The sequence below is a fragment of the Pseudovibrio sp. Ad26 genome (assembly GCF_001623285.1).
Lineage (GTDB): Bacteria > Pseudomonadota > Alphaproteobacteria > Rhizobiales > Stappiaceae > Pseudovibrio > Pseudovibrio ascidiaceicola.
In genome coordinates this window covers 37177-59711 of record NZ_LMCE01000024.1, presented here as the reverse complement: position 1 = coordinate 59711, position 22535 = coordinate 37177, and the positions used below count along the sequence as shown (strand labels likewise).

The 22535-nt window shown below is 51.5% G+C and carries 25 protein-coding genes; 8 read left to right on the top strand and 17 right to left on the bottom strand.

The genetic code is table 11. From position 1 onward, the window contains the following. Window positions 1-71 precede the first annotated feature (71 nt). Window positions 72-797: a hypothetical protein gene (locus tag PsAD26_RS04860; protein ID WP_208985516.1), complete on the top strand. Its 726-nt coding sequence runs from the start codon at window positions 72-74 to the stop codon at window positions 795-797. 32 nt (window positions 798-829) lie between these two features. On the opposite strand, the gene PsAD26_RS04855 is transcribed toward PsAD26_RS04860, so the two are convergent. The 5 genes from PsAD26_RS04855 to PsAD26_RS04835 form a co-directional block, all read right to left on the bottom strand. Further along, window positions 830-1630 carry a xanthine dehydrogenase family protein subunit M gene (locus PsAD26_RS04855; protein WP_063309502.1) on the bottom strand — a complete coding sequence of 267 codons (801 nt, stop codon included), beginning with the start codon at window positions 1628-1630 and terminating at the stop codon, window positions 830-832. Window positions 1631-1671: 41 nt separating this feature from the next. Then, window positions 1672-2169, bottom strand: a complete 498-nt coding sequence (locus tag PsAD26_RS04850; protein WP_063309501.1) for a hypothetical protein — start codon at window positions 2167-2169, stop codon at window positions 1672-1674. A 3-nt stretch (window positions 2170-2172) separates the two neighbouring features. Next, window positions 2173-4536: a xanthine dehydrogenase family protein molybdopterin-binding subunit gene (locus PsAD26_RS04845; RefSeq protein ID WP_063309500.1), complete on the bottom strand. Its 2364-nt coding sequence runs from the start codon at window positions 4534-4536 to the stop codon at window positions 2173-2175. 108 nt (window positions 4537-4644) lie between these two features. Next, window positions 4645-5133: a (2Fe-2S)-binding protein gene (locus tag PsAD26_RS04840; protein ID WP_063309499.1), complete on the bottom strand. Its 489-nt coding sequence runs from the start codon at window positions 5131-5133 to the stop codon at window positions 4645-4647. A gap of 192 nt (window positions 5134-5325) precedes the next feature. Beyond that, window positions 5326-6027 (bottom strand): carbon monoxide dehydrogenase subunit G, encoded by a 702-nt coding sequence (locus PsAD26_RS04835; protein ID WP_063309498.1) that lies wholly within the window; start codon window positions 6025-6027, stop codon window positions 5326-5328. Window positions 6028-6383: 356 nt separating this feature from the next. Here PsAD26_RS04835 and PsAD26_RS04830 point away from each other — a divergent pair, with 356 nt between their 5' ends. From PsAD26_RS04830 to PsAD26_RS04820, 3 genes are read left to right on the top strand one after another with little or no spacing between them, the layout of a single operon-like run. Continuing rightward, on the top strand, window positions 6384-7589 hold the full coding sequence (locus PsAD26_RS04830; protein ID WP_343228967.1) for a class I SAM-dependent methyltransferase: 1206 nt from the start codon (window positions 6384-6386) through the stop codon (window positions 7587-7589). Window positions 7590-7593: 4 nt separating this feature from the next. Beyond that, complete coding sequence (locus PsAD26_RS04825) at window positions 7594-8430, top strand: RNA methyltransferase (RefSeq protein ID WP_063309496.1); 837 nt, start codon at window positions 7594-7596, stop codon at window positions 8428-8430. A 21-nt stretch (window positions 8431-8451) separates the two neighbouring features. Further along, window positions 8452-9315 (top strand): SDR family oxidoreductase, encoded by an 864-nt coding sequence (locus PsAD26_RS04820; RefSeq protein WP_063309495.1) that lies wholly within the window; start codon window positions 8452-8454, stop codon window positions 9313-9315. 67 nt (window positions 9316-9382) lie between these two features. On the opposite strand, the gene PsAD26_RS04815 is transcribed toward PsAD26_RS04820, so the two are convergent. Together PsAD26_RS04815 and PsAD26_RS04810 are read right to left on the bottom strand one after the other, a co-directional pair. Then, on the bottom strand, window positions 9383-9796 hold the full coding sequence (locus PsAD26_RS04815; protein WP_063291330.1) for a GFA family protein: 414 nt from the start codon (window positions 9794-9796) through the stop codon (window positions 9383-9385). Window positions 9797-9868: 72 nt separating this feature from the next. Further along, on the bottom strand, window positions 9869-10285 hold the full coding sequence (locus PsAD26_RS04810; RefSeq protein WP_063309494.1) for a GFA family protein: 417 nt from the start codon (window positions 10283-10285) through the stop codon (window positions 9869-9871). A gap of 203 nt (window positions 10286-10488) precedes the next feature. Here PsAD26_RS04810 and PsAD26_RS04805 point away from each other — a divergent pair, with 203 nt between their 5' ends. Together PsAD26_RS04805 and PsAD26_RS04800 are read left to right on the top strand one after the other, a co-directional pair. After that, window positions 10489-11121: a DUF2799 domain-containing protein gene (locus PsAD26_RS04805; RefSeq protein ID WP_063309541.1), complete on the top strand. Its 633-nt coding sequence runs from the start codon at window positions 10489-10491 to the stop codon at window positions 11119-11121. A gap of 41 nt (window positions 11122-11162) precedes the next feature. Next, window positions 11163-11615 carry a YtoQ family protein gene (locus PsAD26_RS04800; protein ID WP_063309493.1) on the top strand — a complete coding sequence of 151 codons (453 nt, stop codon included), beginning with the start codon at window positions 11163-11165 and terminating at the stop codon, window positions 11613-11615. 145 nt (window positions 11616-11760) lie between these two features. Here the strand turns inward: PsAD26_RS04800 and PsAD26_RS04795 are convergent, their stop codons facing one another. Beyond that, the gene (locus PsAD26_RS04795) at window positions 11761-13236 is read right to left on the bottom strand and encodes a methyl-accepting chemotaxis protein (RefSeq protein WP_063309492.1); all 1476 of its coding nucleotides are present in this window, start codon (window positions 13234-13236) and stop codon (window positions 11761-11763) included. A gap of 163 nt (window positions 13237-13399) precedes the next feature. On the opposite strand from PsAD26_RS04795, the gene PsAD26_RS04790 reads away from it, so the two are divergent. Continuing rightward, window positions 13400-13816: a GNAT family acetyltransferase gene (locus PsAD26_RS04790; protein WP_084403576.1), complete on the top strand. Its 417-nt coding sequence runs from the start codon at window positions 13400-13402 to the stop codon at window positions 13814-13816. 388 nt (window positions 13817-14204) lie between these two features. Continuing rightward, window positions 14205-16106: a PhoX family phosphatase gene (locus PsAD26_RS04785; RefSeq protein WP_063309491.1), complete on the top strand. Its 1902-nt coding sequence runs from the start codon at window positions 14205-14207 to the stop codon at window positions 16104-16106. Window positions 16107-16239: 133 nt separating this feature from the next. Here PsAD26_RS04785 and PsAD26_RS04780 read toward each other — a convergent pair whose 3' ends face one another. The 9 genes from PsAD26_RS04780 to PsAD26_RS04740 all read right to left on the bottom strand — a co-directional run bounded on the left by PsAD26_RS04780 (window position 16240) and on the right by PsAD26_RS04740 (window position 22462). Continuing rightward, window positions 16240-16788, bottom strand: a complete 549-nt coding sequence (locus PsAD26_RS04780) for a YbhB/YbcL family Raf kinase inhibitor-like protein (RefSeq protein WP_063309490.1) — start codon at window positions 16786-16788, stop codon at window positions 16240-16242. A gap of 98 nt (window positions 16789-16886) precedes the next feature. Continuing rightward, window positions 16887-17462: an AraC family transcriptional regulator gene (locus PsAD26_RS04775; protein ID WP_244278153.1), complete on the bottom strand. Its 576-nt coding sequence runs from the start codon at window positions 17460-17462 to the stop codon at window positions 16887-16889. Window positions 17463-17819: 357 nt separating this feature from the next. Beyond that, window positions 17820-18203 carry a GFA family protein gene (locus PsAD26_RS04770; protein ID WP_063309538.1) on the bottom strand — a complete coding sequence of 128 codons (384 nt, stop codon included), beginning with the start codon at window positions 18201-18203 and terminating at the stop codon, window positions 17820-17822. A 179-nt stretch (window positions 18204-18382) separates the two neighbouring features. Beyond that, window positions 18383-18739 (bottom strand): 50S ribosomal protein L20, encoded by a 357-nt coding sequence (gene rplT, locus PsAD26_RS04765; protein ID WP_008553032.1) that lies wholly within the window; start codon window positions 18737-18739, stop codon window positions 18383-18385. 29 nt (window positions 18740-18768) lie between these two features. Further along, window positions 18769-18966 carry a 50S ribosomal protein L35 gene (gene rpmI, locus PsAD26_RS04760; protein WP_057464257.1) on the bottom strand — a complete coding sequence of 66 codons (198 nt, stop codon included), beginning with the start codon at window positions 18964-18966 and terminating at the stop codon, window positions 18769-18771. A gap of 184 nt (window positions 18967-19150) precedes the next feature. Further along, complete coding sequence (locus PsAD26_RS04755) at window positions 19151-19801, bottom strand: lysoplasmalogenase (RefSeq protein ID WP_193758252.1); 651 nt, start codon at window positions 19799-19801, stop codon at window positions 19151-19153. Between the two features lie 86 nt (window positions 19802-19887). Beyond that, a complete protein-coding gene (locus PsAD26_RS04750) occupies window positions 19888-20427 on the bottom strand; it encodes a nucleoside deaminase (RefSeq protein ID WP_063309488.1) in 540 nt (179 codons plus the stop codon). A 126-nt stretch (window positions 20428-20553) separates the two neighbouring features. Then, window positions 20554-21096: a translation initiation factor IF-3 gene (infC, locus tag PsAD26_RS04745; RefSeq protein WP_082596985.1), complete on the bottom strand. Its 543-nt coding sequence runs from the start codon at window positions 21094-21096 to the stop codon at window positions 20554-20556. 190 nt (window positions 21097-21286) lie between these two features. After that, on the bottom strand, window positions 21287-22462 hold the full coding sequence (locus PsAD26_RS04740) for a glycosyltransferase family 4 protein (protein ID WP_063309487.1): 1176 nt from the start codon (window positions 22460-22462) through the stop codon (window positions 21287-21289). Between the last annotated feature and the right edge of the window lie 73 nt (window positions 22463-22535).

The window sequence follows — 22535 nt, the reverse complement described above, 5'->3', positions numbered from 1 at the left end:
CTTAGCTCTTTTTTATGGATCCTCTGATTTAATTAGCTGGTTGCATCAAGAAGTGTTGGGGGATCAAACACATGCCAGCAGTCAACTTAAAAAGGGTGCCTGTCGTTCTGTACGGTATGGTGTTTCTGATCGTGCTGCTCGGCATTGTTCAACAGGTGTTCGTTGACACCATTGGTGTTGAAACCCCTTTGAAAGACCTGCGGCATATTTCTCTCGATGAAGAACTCAACCTCGGCGCATGGTTCTCTTCCATGGTGATGGTTTGTATTGCTGGTCTAACTGCTGTGATCGGCATCATTGAACGACACTCCAAGAAACCACAAAATTGGCCCTACTGGTTGGTGCTCGCCTTTGGTTTTCTCTACATGTCCGTTGATGAGAACATCGCAATCCATGAAGTCACTATCGATCCACTACGCAATGCGTTTGACCTGAGTGGTGCCTTTTACTTTGCATGGGTGCTGCCTGCTGTGGTTCTAGTTGGAACGCTAGGCCTCGTTTATCTGCGCTTTCTCATAAGGTTACCGCGACGGTTCGCTGTTCTGTTTGTTGTGTCAGGCAGCGTTTATCTTGCAGGCGCGATTGGCTTTGAGATGCTGGGAGCCATGTTTGCAGGCAGCGAAGGCTATGATGCGCTTGGCTACAAGATCTTCTACATTTTGGAAGAGACGTTTGAACTGGTCGGTCTGACGACCTTTCTCTCTGCCCTGCTCGCCTATCTGGGTGAAGTTCACCAGTACGCGGCCATTACATTCCAGCGATCAATTCAAGCTGGTTATGTCACCCCAGAGAAGTGAGGAGAAGGGACAAAGCCCCTTCCCCCAATGTGTTAGCTGGATGCCGCAACAGCACGCTTCGCCATGACCGTCACCAGATTAGCGCGATAGGCAGCGGTACCGTGAAGGTCTGAAAGCATGTTGTCAGCAGATGGCGCCATGCCTGCAACCGCATCAGCAGACCAGTTGCCATTCAGAGCCTTTTCCATGTCAGGCATGCGGAAAACACCATCCTGACCAGCACCTGTCACAGCCACACGAGCACCCGCTCCGGTCTTTGCTACAAAGACACCAGCCATTGCGTAGCGCGAGGCAGGATTGGGGAACTTTGCATATGCGGTGTTCGATGCGACCGGGAGGACAACCGCGGTCACTATCTCATCTTCATCCAGCGCAGTTTCGAACATACCAGTAAAGAAGTCCTGCGCAGAGAACTCACGCTTATTGGTCTCGATGGTTGCCCCAAGAGCCAACAAAGCTGCCGGGTAATCCGCTGCCGGGTCATTGTTGGCGACAGAGCCACCAATCGTACCCATATGGCGGACATGCGGATCACCGATTGTGCCTGCCAGATCAGCCAGTCCTGGAAGGACAGCCTTGATATCTTCATTGGCCGCGACATCTGCATGGCAAGTTGCTGCACCGATGCGGATTGAGCCATCAGCCTGCTTCACAATGCCGGAAATTTCTCCGATGTGGCGCAGATCAATCAAGTCACTTGGTGCTGCAAGGCGTTGCTTCATGGTTGGGATCAAGGTCTGACCACCAGAAAGCAGTTTGCCGTCATCAGCATTTTTCAGCATTGCCGCAGCATCTGACACTGTCGATGCGCGATGATATTTGGTCTCGTACATTTTTAGCCTCCCATCCCCTAAAGGGGTCTTTGGCAGAGTTGCTATGAGTTAAGTTCAGACAATTCAGTTTTCGGGTACGGAATAGCTTCCAGATCAGAAAAGAAAATCTTGCGATTTTGCTCGCCGTGGATCAGTTGGCCAAGCCGCGCAGCTCTTTCAAACAGAACTGAGGCTTCGCTTTCTTCCCCTGCCAGCAATGTGGCGCGTGCCAGTAGTTCAGAAGCATAGGCGTGGTCAAAGTCTGCCATATCCTCTTGATGAACCTCTGTCAGGTCCATGGTCTGCCGGGCGTAACGCATTGCTGCTTCACGGTTTCCAAGCAGAACATGGATACGACCCACGAGCCACAAGCCACGTTGGTGATGGACTTTCGTTCCGGCCTGAAGCCAGTGCCAAAGGCTGGCGTGGGCGACATGGAGCATCTCGTCATTTTCCTCGGGCGAGCGGCTCTCATTTTCTAAGAGAGCCCATGCGCGCTGATTGAGTTCGATGGCGATGAACTTGTGATCCAATGTCGATTTAGCGCCAGCCTGTGCCATTGATTACTCCGCTGCCTGCTTCATGCCGTTGTCCTGAATGAGCTGCCAGACGCGGTTTGGCGAGGCAGGCATATTCATGTCACGAATGCCAAGGGCGTCCGTCACGGCGTTGATGACAGCAGGTGGTGACCCAATCGCGCCAGCTTCACCGCAGCCCTTCATGCCGAGTGGATTGCCCGGGCATTCAGTGACTGTGGTTTCCAGCGTGAAGGACGGCACATCATCCGCACGCGGCATGGTGTAGTCCATGTAAGAAGCTGTAAGCAGCTGACCGTCTTCGTCATACTGGGTGTTTTCCAGCATGGCCTGCCCGATGCCTTGCACCAAACCACCGTGCACCTGACCTTCCACAATCATCGGATTGATGATGGTGCCGAAGTCATCAGCAGCGACAAAGTTCTCGATGGAGACAACGCCCGTATCCGGATCAACTTCGACCTCGCAGATGTAACACCCTGCAGGGAACGTGAAGTTAGTTGGATCGTAGAAGGCACCTTCCTTCAGGCCGGGTTCCATGCCTTCCGGCAGGTTGTGGGCTGTGTAAGCTGCCAGAGAAACTTCGGTGAAGGTGAGTTTCTTATCGGTTCCGGTGACTTTCAGTTCACCGTTCTCGATTTCGATGTCTCCTTCGGACGCTTCCATCAGGTGCGCTGCGATCTTCTTCGCCTTGGCTTCGACCTTGTCGAGTGCCTTGGCTATCGCAGACATACCGACGGCACCAGAGCGGGAGCCATATGTGCCCATGCCCATCTGCACTTTGTCAGTATCACCATGGACGATGGAGATGCTCTCCGTTGGCAGGCCAAGCCGGTCAGAGACCAACTGAGCGAAGGTGGTTTCGTGACCCTGACCATGGCTGTGCGACCCGGTCAGAACCTCAATGGTTCCAACGGCATTCACACGAACCTCAGCAGACTCCCAAAGACCTACACCTGCGCCGAGTGAGCCAACAGCCTGAGATGGTGCGATACCGCATGCCTCAATGTAGCAAGACATGCCGATACCACGGAGCTTGCCAGCTGCTTCGGACTGAGTGCGACGCTGAGCAAAGCCATCATAATCGATGGCCTTCATGGCCGCATCGAGAGAGGCTTCATAATCGCCGGCATCATAAGCCATGATCACTGGTGTTTGATGCGGGAACTCGCGCACAAAGTTGATGCGGCGGAATTCAGCTGGCGCCATGCCAACTTCTTTCGCAGCCGTTTCCATCATGCGCTCAACCACATAGGTTGCTTCTGGACGCCCTGCACCGCGATACGCATCCACCGGAGTGGTGTTGGTGTAGACTGCTTTCACATTCGCATAGATATTTGGAATGTTGTACTGGCCCGACAGTAGCGTCGCGTACAGATAGGTTGGTACAGAAGATGAGAACAGAGACATGTAAGCGCCAAGGTTGGCGACTGTCTTCACACGGAACCCGGTGATTTTGTTGTTCGCATCAAGAGCCAGTTCTGCGGTGCTGTGGTGATCACGACCATGCGCATCTGTCAGGAAGGCTTCTGTACGGTCGGAAGTCCACTTAACGGGACGGCCAACACGCTTTGTTGCCCAAAGACAAGCAATCTCTTCGGGATAGATGAAGATCTTGGAGCCGAAGCCACCGCCAACATCCGGTGCAACTACGCGCAGCTTGTTCTCAGGTGCCACGTTGTAGAACGCGGAGAGTACCAAGCGTGCCACATGCGGGTTCTGAGAGGTGGTGTAAAGCGTGTAGTGCTCTTCTGACGGATCAAAATGCGCCAGAGCAGAGCGTGGTTCCATCGGATTTGGAACAAGGCGGTTGTTGTCGATGTCCATCCGGGTGATGTGTGCTGCGTTTGCAAACGCTTCATCCGTTGGAGCCTCCTCGCCGATCTCCCAATCGTAGATGAGGTTGCCGGCGGCTTCCGGATGGAGCTGTGGTGCGCCATCTTTCAGAGCATCAAGACTGTCAACGACAGCTGGCAGGTCTTCATATTCCACCACAACAGCTTCTGCTGCATCACGTGCCTGCTGCTGAGTATCAGCAACAACAACTGCGATGGCCTGACCGACATAACGGACTGTTTCCGACTCCAAAGCACGGTACGCGCCCATGTTCATTGGAGAACCATCTTTGGAATGGATCATCCATCCGCAAATGATGTTGCCGATACCGTCTGCAACCAACTGATGTCCGTTCAAGACTGCATCAACACCCGGCATTTTCATCGCGTCATCTGTGTTGATGGACTTGATGCGTGCGTGAGCGTGTGTTGAGCGAACGAAAGCGGCGTGGCCCATGCGTTGCATGGTCATGTCATCTGTGTAACGGCCATTTCCGGTAATAAATCTTTTGTCTTCTTTGCGCAGCACTCGTGCGCCGATTCCTTCTGGTGTCATTTCCATCCCCTCCCGGAAGGTTGACTTCAGCAACTGTTCATAGGCTCCAGCAGTGCAACGCACCTGAAATAAGGTGCAGCTGGATCAATGATCAGTTGAATTTCCGAATTATTCTGCGGCTTCGAGAACTTCGGCCATTTCGTCAGCAGCGGCTTTGATCGCCTTGACGATGTTGTGGTAGCCGGTGCAGCGGCAGATGTTGCCTTCCAGCTCATGGCGGATTGTTTTCTCGTCCAGATCTGTACCCAGGCGATCAATCATATCGATTGCAGACATGATCATGCCAGGGGTGCAGAAACCGCACTGAAGACCGTGGTTTTCCTTGAAGGCTTTCTGCATGATGTGCAGTTGGCCATTTTGGGCAACGCCTTCAATTGTGGTGACAGCAGAACCAGTTGCCTGAACAGCAAGCATACTGCAGGACTTAACCGCCTTACCGTCCATGTGCACGAGACATGCACCACACTGTGAGGTGTCACAGCCGATGTGTGTTCCGGTCAGTCCCTGATTTTCGCGCAGAAATGTAGACAAAAGGGTGCGGTCTTCGACCTCACCAGAAATCTGCTTTCCATTCACCGTCATAGAGACAGTCGTCATGGTTTTCCTCCCTCAAAAAAGCCTGCAATTTCGCGTCCGCAGACTATGAAGCCAACAGCCTTGGTCAGGATCTCCCGTCCTATCAAGGCAGTTGGTTGTAATTTAGGCCGTTGGCCTTGTTATTCGGCGGGGCCGTTAGCTTGCAAAACGCCCTCTCGCGCCTTGCAATCTCCGGCCGCCAAATTTCTAGTTTCATAGCAACCAATAAAGAGCAATCAAAACAACCAGAGCCAGAAGGCCCCAACCCAGCGGACCACCTAAGAATCCTTTGCCCGCTGCAACTTCTACCTTCTCCTCAACGTCTTTGACCGCATCTTCCAACGCATGTTCAGCATCAGCCATGGCTTCAACTGATCCTTCGATGGCGTGCTCATTTGCGATAGACTTCGCTTCTTCGATCAGTCCCTGATCCAGCTCGACAGCTTCTAGTGGCTCGTCCGTACCTACCACTGGAGTCCCGCCTAATTCACGGTTCAGATTCGAGAAGAATTCCTCAGCCATCTTTTTGGCAGTCGAGTCGATCAACCGGTTTCCCAATTGAGCAAGTTTACCGCCGACCTTTGCATTAACCTCATAACTCAGAAGAGTGCCATCCCCACTCTCTGACAGGGTTACATCTGCTGAGCCCTTCGCAAACCCTGCAACACCACCCTTGCCTTCGCCGGAGATTTTGTAGGAGTTTGGCGGGTTCAGTTCGGAGAGAGTTACTTCTCCTTTGAACTTGGCTTTAACTGGTCCCACTTTCGCTGTGACCGTGGCATTCATCTCCGTGTCGGAGGTTTTTTCCAGACTATCGCAACCGGGAATACACTTTTTCAGCAATTCAGGATCGTTGAGAGCTTCCCAAACCTTTTCCTGACTCGCAGGTATTTGCTGCTCTCCAGACATTTCCATGGATTGGCCCCCTCGTTCTTTTCAGTGCTTCCTTTAGGTAGGCTCCACGCCTTAAAGTCACTTTTGCATTCCACATCATGTAGATTGGACTTAAATCGAGGGAAAAGACAAGTACCTCTCGTGTTAAAATTGTCATGGATGCTCAAAACTTCTTTTCAGAACACAACGACGTTTTATACGTCCTGCGTTATGCTGGTGTTTCCACGCTGTGGATACTCACGTAACGGTAAAGAGCTTGTTTTGCGCTAAAGCGTTGACCCGAGGCCCGCATCGCCTTAATGCCTTTTCATTAAATAAACGAATTCAGCGTGAGGCATTGTCTCGCGTTTGTGCGCAGAAAATCAAAGGCAACATCCTTGAGCAAATCACCCAAAGGCGGTGCTCCACGAGCCCGCAATGCGCAATCCAAAAAAGGCGGGGCACGGAAGGACAATGGTCCAAAGCGTGGTTTTTCTGCCAAACGCGATACCCGAGATAATCGGGACCAGAGAGAGGCGCGTAATCCCCGCGACACTCGTGGTGGCAAGAAAGACAGCGTAGCTGCAGCTCGCCCGAACCGGCGCGAGCAAATGCGCAGTGCTCCAGCCACGACGGTTGTTGAGCCAATCGTGCGCGAACACAAGCCAACATCTGCCCGCTTTGCAACACCTGCCAGCGTTCTGCCTGTGATGGTGGAAATGAACGGTTGGGATGACTATGCCCTGCTGGATATGGGGCATGGACAAAAGCTTGAACGCTATGGCCGCTATAAGCTTATCCGTCCTGAAGCACAGGCTATGGGCGCTCCTCGCCTGCCTGAAAGCGAATGGAAAAGCGCGGACGCGATCTTTACCGGTGATGTAGAGGAAGAAGGTCCGGGTCGCTGGAAGTTTGCCAATCAGGTTGATGAGATCTGGCAGATGAAATACGGCCCTGCCACGTTTAACGGGCAGTTCATGTCTTTCCGTCATGTGGGCGTGTTCCCTGAACAGGCTGCACACTGGGACTGGGTTGGTGACCAGATCAAAAAAGTAGATCGCCCACTCAAAATTCTCAACCTGTTTGGATACACAGGAATGGCTTCGCTGCTGCCTGCTGCTCTTGGCGCGCAAGTCACTCATGTTGATGCGTCTAAAAAGGCCATCGTCTGGGCACGTGAGAACCAGGAATTATCCGGTCTGGAAGACAAGCCAATTCGCTGGATCTGCGATGACGCCATGAAGTTTGTGGAGCGGGAAGTGCGCCGCGGAAACACCTATGACGGCATTATCCTCGACCCACCGAAATATGGCCGCGGCCCGAATGGAGAGGTCTGGGACTTCTTTGAGAGCGTGCCGCACATGTTGGCGTGCGTGCGAAAGCTGCTCTCACCCAATGCACAGTTTCTGCTGATGTCCAGCTATGCTATTCGCGCCAGCTTCCTGTCCTCTCATGAGTTGATGAGGGAATGCCTTGACGGCCTGCCGGGCACGATTGAATCTGGCGAATTGGCTATTCGCGAACTTGATGGACCACGATTGCTCTCAACCTCCCTATTCAGCCGGTGGAGCGCACCTGATAACAATAAGGCTGAGGGAGCATAACCCGATGGAAACCAGAGAAAATCACCGCGCTGGTGCAGTAAAACAGATCACTTCGCATTCAAATCCGATTGTGAAGGAGATCAAGGGTCTTGTTGCTCAACGTAAGAATCGCAAACAGTCCGGGTTGTTCGTCGCCGAGGGCCTGAAGCTGGCAACTGATGCTTTGGAAGCTGGCTGGGGTGTACGTTATCTGGCACTTGGCCCTGAAGCTCGCGAAAACAAGATTGCGTTAGAAGCGGCTGCAAAAGCAAAAGCCCGCGGAGCCCTCATTCTTGAGGTGAACACGGCTGTGCTTGGAGCGATCACCCGCCGTGATAATCCGCAAATGGTTGTTGGTGTTTATGAGCAGCAGACTCTGAAGCTCAGTGACATTAACCCAAGAAGTGCCACCACATGGATCGCGCTTGATCGTGTGCGAGATCCCGGCAATCTGGGAACCATCATCCGTACAGGGGACGCAGTTGGTGCGACTGGTGTGATTCTGATTGACGAAACAACTGATCCATTTGCCGTTGAGACTGTACGTGCGACAATGGGCTCTCTGTTTCATATGCCGCTTGTGCGCTGTACTGCAGATGAGTTCGTTGAATTCCGCAAGAAGTGGTCCGGACCTGTAGTTGGTACTCATTTGCGGGGCACAAAGGACTATCGTGCTGTAGATTATAAAGAACCTGTCATTTTGTTGATGGGCAATGAACAGGCTGGCCTGAGTGATAAACTGGCTGATACTTGCTCTGATCTGGTGAAGATTCCGCAGGCGGGGCAAGCTGATTCAATGAATTTGGCCGTTGCAACGGCTGTGATGCTTTATGAAGTGCGCAGGAACTATCTGAAGCTGTAAACGTAAGCCGGGGGGCTTGGAATGCGCTTGTTGATTTTGGGGGCTGGATATTCAGCTCGCCACTTTGTGAAAATGTACGGGACCGAATTTTCCTGGATTGGCGGAACGACCCGCTCTCCTGAGAAAATGGAGGAACTGCAGTCCAAAGGGGTTCAGCCGATCCTGTTTGACGGACAAACAGCAAGCGATGAGTTGTTGGAGGCGATTGCCACTGCAACTCATATTCTGGTTTCTGCCGCGCCAACGGACGATGGTGATCCTTTGCTGAATGCTGCGCGTGACGCAGTTGCGAAAGCAAAGCCAACGGCGATCTGCTATCTCTCTACCATCGGGGTATATGGCGACCACGAAGGTCGCTGGGTGACAGAAACAGCAGAGTGCAATCCAACCTCCAAGCGCTCCAAACAGCGTCTGGAAGCTGAGCGCGAGTGGCTTGCATTCTCAAAAGAAACCAGCATCCCAGTCAGCATTTTACGTCTTGCCGGCATTTATGGCCGTGGCCAGAATGCGCTTTGCAATCTGGACAAGGGTAAAGCTCGCCGGATTATCAAGGAAGGTCAGGTCTTCAACCGGATTCACGTGAGTGATATTGCTGGAGCTGTCCAGCATGCATTTGAAGACAACGCATCCGGTATTTTCAACGTGTGTGATGATGCACCGTGTCCGCCAGAAGACGTGGTGGAATATGCAGCACGCCTGATGGGTGTGGAGCCACCGCCTGAAGTCGCTTTTGAAGATGCTGATCTTTCACCTATGGCGATTTCGTTTTACGGCGAAGTGAAACGCGCGAGCAATGCCAAGCTGAAAGGCGCATTGGGGTATAAATTCAAATTCCCGAACTACCGGGAAGCGTTGGATTATATGTGGGAGAACGGCTGGAGCTAGAGCGTGTGAAGAACACGCCTTGATCCAACCGCTCACCTTGCACCGGTTTTGACCGCAGAGCGGATTTTTATACTGTTTCGTGTTGAGGCAGGTCTCCTTCTATCTCGTAGTAATCGCCTTTGCTGGCGCAGAAGATGTGACCTGCCAGTTTCGAGCCTGTCGGTTCTTCCAGAAGCCCAGCGCTGAAGTAAACTTCATGAGCAATCTCGGGGATTTTGTCTCCGTGATAAAACAGGCTGCTGCCGCAGTTGTTGCAAAATGCGCGCTTCGCGTAATCAGAGGAGCGGTAATATGAGATGTTCTCTTCTCCGCTCTCAACCTTCAAAGCATCAAACGGAATTGCGATTGCGTGGAATGGCCCGCTGTTCCAACGACGGCACATTGTGCAATGGCATAAACCAATATCTTTCTGGGGCGCTTCAGCCTTGAATGAGACTTCGCCACAAAGGCATTTCGCTTTATAAATCCGCAAGTCAGACATATCTCTCTCCCTTAGAGCTTGTTGGGTAACCTTAGCCGAGGGCCACGGTTTGGGATAAGATCAATTTCCTCATCAATCTTCGTAGGCATATTGAGGGCGACCATCTTCAATCTGGTAGTAGTCACCCTTTGTGGCACAGAAGATATGATTGCCTGCTGTGAGGCCTGTTGGCTGCTCTAACGTACCCACGGCAATCGCAATTCGGTCTTTCCATTGAGGATGGCGGTCAGCATGCCAAAACAGGTTTGAACCGCATTTTGAACAGAAACCGCGCCGGGCAAACTCAGAGGATTCGTAGTATTTGACGATGTCTTCGCCTGAGGTGAACATCAGATCTGCCAGCGGCACACTATACGCTTCAAACGGGCCACTGCCCCATTTGCGGCATTGCTTGCAATGGCAGCTACTGACCGGTTCATTTGGCGCTTCACCTTCAAAAGTGACCGCTCCACACAGGCAACGCCCTTTAAATTCTATGGTCTTTGTCATCTGACTTTCCAATACCTACTGCAATGAGATGGCCTCTCGAATCGAGGGCTATGCGATTCCTTAAAAAGAACATATAGCGAACATTTGTATTCAGCAAGCGTTCAGGTTAAGTCTCGTATCTGGGTTTCATAGATTCAATTTTTGTCCAATCAGATGTGCTGGGCATTACAAGGTGATTGGACTTCAGGGAAGGCATGTTGGGGATGCGGGTACTTTTTACTGTTGTGGGGTTGGGGCTGGCGCTTAGCGGTTGCGCCTCTCTCTCCGAGGAAGATTGCAAGGTCGGCGACTGGCAAGGCATTGGCGTTGTTGATGGCCGTGCTGGTTACACCTCTGACAAGCTGAATGAACATACTAAAGCTTGCGGCAAGTACGGCGTCACGCCGGATGTGGGAGCCTATATGGCTGGGCGAACCATTGGCCTGCAAAGCTACTGCACGCCAATTTCTGGCTTTGAGCAGGGCCGCGAGGGCAAGAGCTACCGTGGTGTATGCCCAATCGCCACAGAAGAGAGCTTCAAAGTCGGCTACTCTCTGGGCAACCAGCTTTATTCGGCAAACGAGTCTGCCAGTGAAGCTCAGGAAGCTGTCTGGGAGATTCAACGCCGCATTGACCGGCTTGAAGAAGAGGCACGTGGTGAGGATTGCAAGTCTGGCAAGGAAGGCAAGGCCTGCCGGAAAGCCGCAGATGCCGCCCGTACAGACTCGTATCTGGCACGTGCAGACCTGTTACTTGCACAAAATCGGTTATTCTCGCGCGAACGCCAGCGCGATCGTGTCCGAAAAGAAGTCACCAATAAGCTGCTTGACCTTGAACCGAGCTACAACCCCTCCTAAAATTTGTAGGTAAATGCAGATTCTTAGGGGAAGGCGAGCCGATGAAAACGTGGCGTGTTTATCTTTCAGGTGAAATCCACACCGACTGGAGAGAGCGTATTGAACATGGTGCGGCTGATGCAGGCCTACCTGTTCATTTCGACAGTGCTGTGACTGATCACGAAGCCAGTGATGATTGCGGTGTCGAAATTCTAGGTCCAGAAGAAAACAACCTCTGGCGAGATCACAAGGGAGCAAAAGTGAACGCTATCCGCACCCGCACATTGCTCTCCGAGGCAGATATCGTTGTGGTTCGCTTTGGCGACAAATACCGGCAATGGAATGCAGCATTCGATGCAGGTTTCGCCTCGGCACTAGGCAAAAGCATCATCGTGTTGCACGAACCAGCTCTGACGCATCCACTGAAGGAAGTGGATGCTGCTGCCCTGGCTGTTGCAGAAGACCCAGACCAGGTGGTTGACCTGCTTCGTTACGTGATCCGCGGCGAGCTGTAAGCCCCTCCCAATTCAAGGGAAGACGCTGTTTCACCACGGCCCTACACTCTCACCTCGTTTTGAGGGATGAGTGTAGGGCCTTTTGTTTTTTGGGGCTTTAATATCAAGCAAGGTGGCAACCTTGAACTGGGCTGCCTGCTTCCGGTCAAGCATTGAATGCGATGAGGGTGTTGCCCCAGTGGCGGCCTTGGACCCAGATTGGGGCCGAGACCAGTTTGATCATCATTACTTTGCCGCCACCCATATCTCGGCGATACGTTTGCAGGCTGTATTCCTTGGTGTTCTTGCTTGCGTTTAGGCCAGCATGGTCATCGAACATTCTGCGGTTACGGCAGTTTGCTGCATTCCAGACCGGGTCGCTGCCCTGCGGTTTGGAATAGTCTTTGCTGTGTGTTGGCAGATAAGCGTTCTTGTCCAGTGCTGCGCAGAAGACGATGTGGTCATCAAGATCTTTGACCGGCTCTTGAATAGCTGGAAGCACCCGATCGGTCATTTGGGTAAAAAGCGCCATGAACTGCGCTGGATTGGAGCCTTCAATTGGCGTGTAGTTGAAATCGAAGAGGTCATTCACTGAGATCCGGCCTGCGTCCACTTCAGCTTCAAACGCTTCCATGGTCTTTCCAGCGGTCTCTTTTGCCACCTCGATCATCTGCTGATTGAGGTTATCGCCATGTTCGACAGCCACTTCGGCGAGAAGCGCGTCGGCGGTTTGAGAGGTGCCCAGCATCTGGCCCGAGACCTGTTCGATGCTTTCCGCATTTGTTGAGACAACACCGATCATTTCATCACGGTTGCGTAGGAGCTCCTCTGTATCTGCATCGTTGTTTGCGCAAGCCGTTCGTATGGAGTCCGTGTTTGCAGATATGTTGTCTACCATCGCTTCCAACTCATGGAAGAGGTCGTTGATGGATTGAGTACTGTTTTCAGCGGTTGCGACGGTGCCAAGCGCGCTCTTGCCCAAGTCGACCAAGGTGTCAGCTTCTTTGCCAAGTTGGAGAATGGTCTGGTCGATCTGTTCCGTTGCAACAGTCGTTTGTGTTGCGAGAGCTTTCACTTCACTGGCCACAACCGCAAAGCCTTTCCCTGCTTCACCTGCACGGGCTGCTTCAATGGTTGCGTTGAGCGCCAGCAGGTTGGTTTGGCGGGCAATGGCATCGATAGAGCTGGAGAATTGGCGGACGTTGGCAAATGAAGCCTGAAGACCTTCCAGTTGTCGGTTGATACTGCTGATAGCTGTTGACAGGCTGTTGATGTTGGCAAGCGCGTCGGTCACCACCTCCTGCGACTTAGACATGGTATCGCGGGCGTTAGATGTCTGCTCAGCAGTTTGTTCAACCGCCGCACTCACTTCCCGGTTACTTTCGACAACGCGCCCAGACGCGTCCTGGAGGCTTTCCATGGCCACTTTCAAAGCGCCTGCAGTGTTGTTCACAGCGTCCAGCTCTCCCGCAGCTGATGCCATGTCCAACGCGAGCGCATCTAATTCGCCAAACAAACGTGCACTATCAATGGAATTCTTAGGTTCTGTAAATTCCACCACTGCAGACTGACCGATTACTTCTCCTTGGTCGTTTGCAGCGGCTTCAGCAAGCATTTGTGTATTACGCTTAAAAAAAGCCATGTCGAAAACCTCTCAATCGCGCAAAGATTTTCATATTTTTACTTATAGATTATTAACCTTGTTATTATTCCTCTTCTTAATTTCAAGTTACTGTATTAAAAAGGATAATCACAAAACATCCTGTGATTACTTTTCTATTTTCAAACTACTATGTGCGGTGCATATGATTTATCGTGAAATGTGCTTATCAGATCAGGATGCAGTTATTGCTCTCTGGAAAGCTGCTGGGGTCTTCCGTGAATGGAATGATCCGGTTCGGGATATCGAGAAAGCACTCGAGGGCGAACACTCTACGATTTTGATTGGTGAGCTGGATGGGATTGTTGTTGCCAGCATTATGTGCGGGGAAGACGGGCATCGCGGCTGGTTTTATTATGTGAGTACACACCCGGACCAACAGGGAAAAGGGCTTGGGAAGGCGATCACGACAGCAGCAGAGGCCTGGTTGCGGGCACGAGGCATCTGGAAAGTTAACCTGCTTGTACGCGGAGATAACGCGCAGGCTGTTAGCTTCTATGAGGGACAAGGGTACATGGATACCCGCTCCGTCTGTTTGCAAAAGGTGATTGAAACAGTATGAGGTGATGTTTTTGCGCAGATTTCACAGGGGCCTTGGAAACAGTTGAAAGCTTACAAATACAATCCGAGGCATTCTGAAATTTTGCTAGCAGTACCATCTTGTTAGGCGTCAACTCTTATTTCCTCATGAGCAATATGTTATTATCATAGCATTTATTGAATAAATTTAAGTAATCCACAAAGCCACACCAGACGAAATAGACAATAACAATGAACTACAACAGTTTAATGTGACGTCCAGCAGATATTCTTATTCTCATATGCGGCAAATTATAACTTGAATACATTACTCATATTACATTTGCAGATTTTTTATGACCCAAATGCTTCGTGAAGATGTCATGTTAGCACCGTAGTATGCATTCACCTTCTTCTACGGGATATTTCCAATGACGAACGAATTTATGAATGAACTCACAGCAGATGAGTGGGATGAGCAAAATTTCCCTCGTGCTGAAGAAAATGAATTTGACCGCGTTGTTGAGCGTGCGATTTCACGCCGCGGATTTCTGGGTGGCGTGTTGGCATTTGGCTCCGGCGCTGCTGTGATGGGCACTGGTGTACTTGGCCTCTCCATGTCTGAAGCCAAGGCGTCTACTTCACGCTTTGCGTTCAAACCTATTCCAACTTATACAGATGCGACCGTGCATGTGCCTGAAGGCTACAGCTGGAAAATTCTGGCGCGCTGGGGCGATGCTCTGGTGGATGGTGCTGAAGCTTTCAACCATGAGACGGGTGGTTCAGCTGCTGGTGCTGATAAGGTGTTTGGCGAGAACACTGACGGTATGGAAAGCTTTCAGTTTCAGGGCAAGCAGCTGTTAGCGATCAACCATGAATACGCTAACCGCAAGATCAATCTGCCTCAGAACGAAGATGGCGCACCGAAGAGCGCTGACGATGTTCTGAAACTGCAACATCTGCAAGGTGTGGTTGTTATTGAAGTGGAAGACGGGGACGATGGCTGGGCTATCGTGAAGAACAGTCCGTTCAACCGCCGCCTCACACACAACACACCGATGATGCTGGCAGGCCCTGCTGCTGGTCATCCCTTGCTGCAGACGGCTGCTGATCCTTCTGGCACGCAGTCACTTGGTACTTTCAACAACTGCGGATCTGGCAAAACGCCCTGGGGCACGTATCTGACTTGCGAAGAGAACTTCAACGGGTACTTTGGCGCGACTGAAGCTGCTCCAGCTGCACGTCTGGACGGTGTTGATGCTGGCTATCAGCGTTATGGCATCAACGAGACAGGCTTCAATTATGACTACCACAAGTTCGATGAGCGCTTTGACATCGCGAAGAACCCAAACGAGCCGCATCGTGCTGGTTGGATTGTAGAGATCGACCCGACAGATCCGACTTCTACGCCTGTGAAACACACCGCCCTAGGCCGCTTCAAGCATGAGAATGCGGAAGCTGTTCTGGCACCAGATGGCCGCGTGGTCGTTTACATGGGGGATGATGAGCGCGGCGAGTTCATGTACCGCTTTGTCTCCAACGGCGTTTACGCTTCAGGGCAGCCGACTGATGGCTTGTTGGATGAGGGTACGCTCTATGTTGCCAAGTTCAACGATGACCAGACCGGTGAGTGGCTGGCACTGACTCCAGAGACTACTGGCATGGATGCCGCGAGCATCGCCATCTTCAGCCGTATTGCTGGCTCCGTTGTTGGTGCGACCACCATGGATCGCCCAGAATGGATTTCTGCCAATCCGAATGCAGTAGAAGCTTATTGTTGTCTGACCAACAACAAGAACCGTGGTGTAAAGCCAAATGCCGGAGGGGACGACACTTCCGTCAACGGCCCGAACCCACGCGAGACCAACAAGTATGGTCAGATTGTACGTTGGCGCCCTCATAATGAGGATCATGCAGCAGACACGTTCGACTGGGATCTTTACGTGATGGCTGGCAATCCGGCTGTTCACGAAGGCCCGAAGGCCGGGTCTGCAAACGTCAATACTGGCAACATGTTCAACTCACCGGATGGCATGGCATTTGATGAGAGCGGTCTTATCTGGATCCAGACAGATGGCAGTGACAGCAACGAAGGCGACTTTGCTGGCATGGGCAATAATCAGATGCTGGTTGGTGACCCTGTAACAGGAGAAATCCAACGCTTCATGACCGGGCCAACCGGCAGTGAAGTCACTGGCCTGACCTGGTCTGCTGATCGCCGCAGTATGTTTGTGGGCATTCAGCACCCGGGCGGCAACTGGCCAGATGGCGGCAAACTGCCACGCTCTTCCGTCATCGTCATCAAGCGCGACGACAACGGTGTGATTGGGTAAGCAGACGTCACAGCTCATACGATACCCCTCTGGGACAGAGCGTCCCAGAGGGGATTTTGCAAACATAGCCTGGCAAAGCCTCTTACCTGTGGTTTCACTTTGCATATGCCAAGCTAGCAATAACTGAGCGTGTTTAGTGACTAAAGACGGCCGTGATCTTGGCGGATTGCAGCGTGTTCACGCCAATCATGTAGCCGACCAATGCGTTGCTAGGATTTTCAGGGAGATCCAGTGTAGGAACACCTAGTGCATGGATAGTGAAGATGTAACGATGTACTTCTCCCTGAGGGGGACAGGCACCACCAAATCCTTTTGAGCCATAGTCATTGGTGATTTCCATTGAACCGGAAGGCAAGGTTTTGTCATTGCTCGCGCCTTCTTCAAGAGAGTTTGCAGAGGCAGGAATGTTCACCACATTCCAATGCCACCAGCCGGAGCCGGTTGGAGCATCCGGGTCATAAGCAGTAAGAGCGAAGCTTTTGGTGCTTTCTGGTGCGTTGGACCAACTGAGCTGAGGCGAAAGGTTGCCCCCGGTACATCCGAATCCGTTGTAAACGAACTCGTTTGTAAGCTGTGCTCCCTCAGCAATGGAGGTACTGGTGAGCTTAAAGTCTTGCGCGTGGGCGGCAGATGCAAGAGAAGCGGCGATGGCCAGACCAAGTGCATGTGGTTTCGGGAACATGTTATCTCCAGTGGCTTAGTGCGTTGAACATATTCCAGCTATAGGCAGTACTTGTAGCTTGCGCTTTCGCGTTTCACTCACAAACTATCAAATTTCGATCAATGATCTCGTAATCGGATCTCTTTCGGACGAATGCCGAAGCGTTTTTTGAAAGCCTCGGAGAAATGTGAAGGTGTGTTGAAGCCGCAATCCAATGCAATGTTCGAGATTGGATCATGAGTGGATTGCAATAAGGCTAGCCCCTTCTCCAAGCGGGCGTGGAGCAGAGCTTTTGCAAAGCCATGCCCAGACTTGGCAAGCCAACGGCGGAAGGTTGCCTCACTCATGGCAAAATGGCTGGCAACATCAGTCGCGCGCCATGCGTAGCTCAAATCAGTTTCAATGAGGCTGCGTACCTTGCTCAGCGAATTGACTGTATCAGACTTTGGCAGATGAACTCCAATATGGCGCAGCCAGATTAACGGCTCCAACAGGCGGTGTTGCTTTAACGCTTCCGGAAGAGAAGCATTTGTTAGTGTCTCTTTGACTAGAGCGAGTACTTCTTCCGGCTGCTGCTCTTCACCACGCACAATCTGAATACCTGTAGCCACTGGATTAGCCGATTGATCTGCAAAGACTGCATCAACCAGCGCGTTATCGATACTAACGCCATCAGCTTGATAATTATCATTCACCAGAGGTCTATTCTCGAGGCTAATTATGGAATCGGGGGGGAAGATAAAGAGATCTCCCGCTGAGCCAATCAGTTCGCCGTTGAGTGGACAGATGACCTTTTTCGTCCCTTTATGAATGAACGAGAGGAACGTTTGCCGAAAATACAGATCCGTAAATGTTGCTCTTGTGGCCTGTGTGATCGGATGAATGGACAATTTCGGGGCAATTGATGCCACCTTTTCAGGCACATTACTCGTGAGTTGGGCCACTTTCGCTAGCACCTTTCCGACAGTAGTTTTTGCGATCTTATTGATCAGGTGCAAGATGGCAAGTATAGGTCATTGGGCTTGCTTCTTGCGAGTCATATTGCCTGCAGATCAGAACCGCTGGATTTGAGGGGCGCCATCGGTGATTTCGTAGTAGTCCCCTTTGTCTTTTACAAAGATGTGCTTGCCTATGTGCAGGTTGGTTGGCTCATTCAGACAGCCAGCAGCTATAGCGATACCTTCTTCATTGTTAATTCGGTAGAACAAGCTCGAGCCGCAGAACTTACAGAAGCCGCGTTTTGCAAAGTCAGAGGACGAATACCAGGTAAGCCCTTCATCAGCAGTAAAACTGACTTTTTCATAGGGAGCATGCGTTGAGGCCCAAACATGGCCACTGGTGCGTCTGCATTGGTTGCAATGGCAGATCGTGACACTGTCTCTCACGGCTTCAACCTCAAAGCTTACTTTCCCGCAATCGCATTTCCCTTTGATCATAGTTCCCCCCAATGCATCAGAGCGCTGAATGCGCATCTTTCTGATGTTCCGCCATTTCTTCACAATCCATAGCAGAAGAACAGATAACTTCCATCGAGCATTGAAACGCGTACAAAAAAAGCAGGCTCCTTTCGGAACCTGCCTTTTTCAAAAAAAGCTTCTGCTTTCTACTATTGCAATTAAGCTACAGCAGCCTGCGCCTTTTCAACCAGTGCTTTGAATGCGTCTGGCTGATTGATCGCGAGGTCAGAAAGAACCTTACGGTCAACTTCGATGCCAGCTTTGTTCAAGCCATCGATGAAGCGGCCGTAGGTCATGCCGTGTTCACGGGTCGCTGCGTTGATACGCTGGATCCAGAGTGCACGGAAGTTCCGCTTGCGAGCTTTACGGTCGCGGTAAGCGTACTGTGCCGCTTTCTCGACTGCCTGCTTAGCAACGCGGATGGTGTTCTTACGACGGCCATAGTAACCTTTGGCTGCCTTAATAACTTTTTTGTGACGAGCGTGGGCGGTGACGCCTCTTTTTACACGTGACATGGTAGTCTCCTAGTGTCAGGTTTTAAGGCTTAGCCGTAAGGCAGATATTTTTTCACGATACGTGCATCTGCATCGCACAGAGTGGTTGTACCACGTGCGTTACGGATGAACTTAGTCGTGCGTTTAATCATGCCGTGGCGTTTGCCAGCCTGGCCACACTTAACTTTGCCAGTCGCGGTCAGCTTGAAGCGTTTTTTAGCTCCAGACTTCGTCTTCAACTTGGGCATTTTGCGTCCTTTCTTGTGATGATCAGTAAACTGATCAAAAATTTGCAATGGATGCATCAGAAGCCGCCACGGCATGCCCTGTAATTTCTGCCTGATTTCCTATAAATACCTAGGAGGCAAACTACAGCCGGGCGACTTTGAACGAGGCCTTATAAAACTGCCAGCATGGGAATGCAAGCAGATTTCAAGAGAACTTGCTGACTGAAACCCTGTGTCTGGTGATAGCCAAGAATATCAACATCTGACCACAATAATATAGTGTCCAAAGTGCCACCGAAACCGGTAGCTGGAGAGGGCTGATGTCGTCCAGACGGAAGAGTTGGATTGCTAGCAAAGTGTCAGACATCATGAAGGCGAAAGCGCCTACCAAAACCCAGCCACCAACCTGTGCTGCCATTCCTCCCATAGTTGCTATCAAAATAATATAGATCGCAACTGGAATCATCAGATCACCGGTATAGGGAAGCAACCACCAACCGGTCGAAAGCACCAGAACTGAGAGAGCAGCTCCTGACAATACGAATATCCTGGAATCGAAATGCCTGATTTTTCGAGAGAACAAGACGATATAAAAAACATGTGCGATCGCAAAACTGCAAAGCCCAACAAGGAACCGAATTTCACCCGGCACAGCCAGAGCTGCATCTCCTACTGAGGACGTCGTCAGGGCCAATGCAAGCAATAGCGGAGCTTGCGTTACAAAAGCCCAAAGAGCGATAACTCCGAGAGCAGTTGTTTTCACAACGGTTTTCAGTAGTGACGGGTCTTGCCAGCAAAAATACACTCCATAGGCAAGCGCAAGACTAAAGCTAATTAAGAAAATGACCTGTCGCATTATCATCGCCCAATTTCAAAACATATTGAATCAGGCTAAGCCGCATTTTGATCGAATGAAATAGCCTATACGGCAAATAATTTTCGTCAAAAAAGTTTGCCAGGCCATGAAGTGCTTGAGATTTCAATCCCAAGCCTTTGCATCACGCTTTCCCACTGCGAAAAAAGAGACTTACAGGCTTCACGCTCAACCCCTTCAATCACCGTAATCTGAGGGCGTTGCACCATATGACCTATCAAATCCTGCGCCTTCAGGTCCATTTCCTGAGGCCAGAAGCATGTCGCGTCCTCATTGGTATAGGCACCAAAGACAATCTGGTCGATTCCAGCCCATATGGTTGCGGCGGTACACATAGCGCAAGGTTCGCAAGTACTGTATAGGGTGCAACCTGCAAGCCAGCGAGAGCCCTGCACTTTACTCGCCTGCCGAATGGCATTGACTTCTCCATGACAGGTCGGGTCACACTCCCGGATCACACTGTCGTAGGCCTGAGCCAATAACCTTCCTTCAGCGGTATAAATCGCCCCACCGAATGGAGAGGGATACGAGGTTTGAAAGGAGGAAGCAGTGAAGGCAACAAGCGCTTGCATGCGCTCGTGATGCAGTTTCATCTCATCATTCATCATCTGGCCTCCACTCTCAGCTACAAACGAAAATACCCGACACAATGTGCCGGGTAATCTCAAAATTCTCTGGGGCTACGGTTGAGTAGCTACACGGAAACAAAGCCGGAGCGCTTCAACCTGCCCGTATTAACGAGCGATAGGTGAGAGCACCATCATCATCTGGCGGCCTTCAAGCTTCGGATGGGACTCGACTTTAGCGATGTCCGCAGTCTCTGCTTTAACCTTCAGGAGCAACTTCATGCCGAGATCCTGGTGAGCCATTTCACGGCCACGGAAGCGAAGTGTCACCTTCACTTTATCACCATCTTCAAAGAAGCGCTTCATGTTCCGCATCTTCACTTCATAATCATGAGTGTCGATGTTCGGACGCATTTTGATTTCTTTGATCTCAACGATCTTCTGTTTTTTGCGTGCTTCTGCAGCTTTCTTCTGAGCTTGGTACTTATAGCGACCATAGTCCAGAATCTTACAAACAGGTGGCTGACTGTTCGGAGCAATTTCGACCAGATCCAAACCTTGTTCCACCGCCATTGCGAGGGCTTCTTCGGTTGGAGTTGGGCCGAGGTTGTCACCCTCGGTGTTGATCAGCTGCACTTCGCGAACGCGAATCTCTTTATTGGTGCGCGGCCCTTCCTTAGTGGGTGGCGGTGCGCGAAACGGACGGCGAATGTGAGTATCTCCTCTTTAGACTGCCGAACTTGCGAATATTTGATAACAGTTCAATGACTGGTTCCGACTGTTTCGTCAAGTCGAGAAACGCGTGGGAAGGACATCAATTGCGCTGCATTGCTAGAATCAGGAAAAATGCCACGTAAGTCAACACTAGTTTTGTAGGTTCTGACGCGACATTTACAACCAGTTAGCTTCCTGGTGGTAACAGCTCGCGGTAAACGTTTAGTGTGGCATCACACATAGCCTGCTTGGTGAAAGACCGTTCCACATGGTCATGAGCCCGTTTGGTGAGTTTGGCACGATCTTCGGCGCTCATATCCAAGGCTTGCGCCATCAGCTCGCAAAGCTCTTCTGCATCGCCATTTTCAAAATGCCAGCCGGTACGCTCTTCAGCCTTCACAACAGGTGGCACAAGAACCGTTTCCGGAACGGCACCTATGTTGGAGACAATGATCGGCACCCCAGCGGCCTGCGCTTCCACTGCGGCACGGCCAAAGGCTTCCGCCTCAATAGAGGCCACGACAGAAACATCTGCGATAGCGAGGGCTGCCGGAACATCTGAGCAGTGGCCAACGATGCGCACGCGTTCTGTCAGGTCCGATTCAGCAATCTGAAGTTCCAAAGACTGGCGGTAGGCCTCGCGGCCCTGATCATCGCCTGCCAGAACCACAAGTACATCGTCATAGCCGCCACGTTCAATCAGCTGGCGCGTTGCTTCAATCAGCACGCGCTGGCCTTTCCACTCTGTCAGGCGAGCAAGATTGATCACCACACGGCGGCTGTCAGAGACGCCCCAGCGCGCACGTAAGTCTGTGATACGCTCGTCGCTGATGTTGTCGGGGTTGAAGGATTCCACATCCGGGCCGCGATAAATAACCGAGGTTTTGCCTTTGGTGCGCGGGTCACGCTTTTCCACCAGATCCGCTGTGAACCTAGAGTTGGCGATCACTATATCCGCGCGGGTCATGGAGGAGTTGTAGAACGCCTTGAACTTGTTCGTTTCCTTATAGATGCCGTGATAAGTGGTGACATAAGGAATGTTGAGACGGTGAGCCGCCCACAATGCCGACCATGCAGGTGCACGGGATCTGGCATGCACCAGATCAACCCTGTTCTGCTGGCAGATACGCTCAATCAAATAGGAATTTCGCCACATGGTCCAAGGGTTCTTGGACTTCACTGGCAGTTCAAAGTGCACCGCGCCTGTTGCTTCCAACTCGGGGACCATGCGTCCGCCCTGCGAAATCACGAGGCTATTCCAGCCTTCGTTGACGATCGCCTCTGCGACATCCACTGTGGTGCGCTCGGCTCCGCCGGTTTGAAGGTCGGGGACAATTTGCAAAATGGTCGGCACTTTGGACATTTCTCTATGTTTTTTGAGAGTGATCCAACTATGCTCGCCAAAATGTCCGGCGGGCAACTGTGGAGGCTCTGTA

Excerpts from the sequence above, each read along its gene's own strand:
- rpmI (WP_057464257.1), bottom strand. The coding sequence starts at position 18,966 with ATGCCCAAGTTGAAGACGAAGTCTGGAGCTAAAAAACGCTTCAAGCTG.
- PsAD26_RS04855 (WP_063309502.1), bottom strand. The coding sequence starts at position 1,630 with ATGTACGAGACCAAATATCATCGCGCATCGACAGTGTCAGATGCTGCG.
- PsAD26_RS04740 (WP_063309487.1), bottom strand. The coding sequence starts at position 22,462 with ATGTCCAAAGTGCCGACCATTTTGCAAATTGTCCCCGACCTTCAAACC.
- PsAD26_RS04850 (WP_063309501.1), bottom strand. The coding sequence starts at position 2,169 with ATGGCACAGGCTGGCGCTAAATCGACATTGGATCACAAGTTCATCGCC.
- PsAD26_RS04835 (WP_063309498.1), bottom strand. The coding sequence starts at position 6,027 with ATGGAAATGTCTGGAGAGCAGCAAATACCTGCGAGTCAGGAAAAGGTT.
- PsAD26_RS04860 (WP_208985516.1), top strand. The coding sequence starts at position 72 with ATGCCAGCAGTCAACTTAAAAAGGGTGCCTGTCGTTCTGTACGGTATG.
- PsAD26_RS04770 (WP_063309538.1), bottom strand. The coding sequence starts at position 18,203 with ATGATCAAAGGGAAATGCGATTGCGGGAAAGTAAGCTTTGAGGTTGAA.
- PsAD26_RS04790 (WP_084403576.1), top strand. The coding sequence starts at position 13,400 with ATGATTTATCGTGAAATGTGCTTATCAGATCAGGATGCAGTTATTGCT.
- PsAD26_RS04845 (WP_063309500.1), bottom strand. The coding sequence starts at position 4,536 with ATGACACCAGAAGGAATCGGCGCACGAGTGCTGCGCAAAGAAGACAAA.
- PsAD26_RS04825 (WP_063309496.1), top strand. The coding sequence starts at position 7,594 with ATGGAAACCAGAGAAAATCACCGCGCTGGTGCAGTAAAACAGATCACT.
- PsAD26_RS04785 (WP_063309491.1), top strand. The coding sequence starts at position 14,205 with ATGACGAACGAATTTATGAATGAACTCACAGCAGATGAGTGGGATGAG.
- PsAD26_RS04820 (WP_063309495.1), top strand. The coding sequence starts at position 8,452 with ATGCGCTTGTTGATTTTGGGGGCTGGATATTCAGCTCGCCACTTTGTG.
- PsAD26_RS04805 (WP_063309541.1), top strand. The coding sequence starts at position 10,489 with ATGCGGGTACTTTTTACTGTTGTGGGGTTGGGGCTGGCGCTTAGCGGT.
- PsAD26_RS04815 (WP_063291330.1), bottom strand. The coding sequence starts at position 9,796 with ATGTCTGACTTGCGGATTTATAAAGCGAAATGCCTTTGTGGCGAAGTC.
- rplT (WP_008553032.1), bottom strand. The coding sequence starts at position 18,739 with ATGTCACGTGTAAAAAGAGGCGTCACCGCCCACGCTCGTCACAAAAAA.
- PsAD26_RS04810 (WP_063309494.1), bottom strand. The coding sequence starts at position 10,285 with ATGACAAAGACCATAGAATTTAAAGGGCGTTGCCTGTGTGGAGCGGTC.
- PsAD26_RS04840 (WP_063309499.1), bottom strand. The coding sequence starts at position 5,133 with ATGACGACTGTCTCTATGACGGTGAATGGAAAGCAGATTTCTGGTGAG.
- PsAD26_RS04780 (WP_063309490.1), bottom strand. The coding sequence starts at position 16,788 with ATGTTCCCGAAACCACATGCACTTGGTCTGGCCATCGCCGCTTCTCTT.
- PsAD26_RS04750 (WP_063309488.1), bottom strand. The coding sequence starts at position 20,427 with ATGATGAATGATGAGATGAAACTGCATCACGAGCGCATGCAAGCGCTT.
- PsAD26_RS04800 (WP_063309493.1), top strand. The coding sequence starts at position 11,163 with ATGAAAACGTGGCGTGTTTATCTTTCAGGTGAAATCCACACCGACTGG.
- PsAD26_RS04755 (WP_193758252.1), bottom strand. The coding sequence starts at position 19,801 with ATGCGACAGGTCATTTTCTTAATTAGCTTTAGTCTTGCGCTTGCCTAT.
- PsAD26_RS04795 (WP_063309492.1), bottom strand. The coding sequence starts at position 13,236 with ATGGCTTTTTTTAAGCGTAATACACAAATGCTTGCTGAAGCCGCTGCA.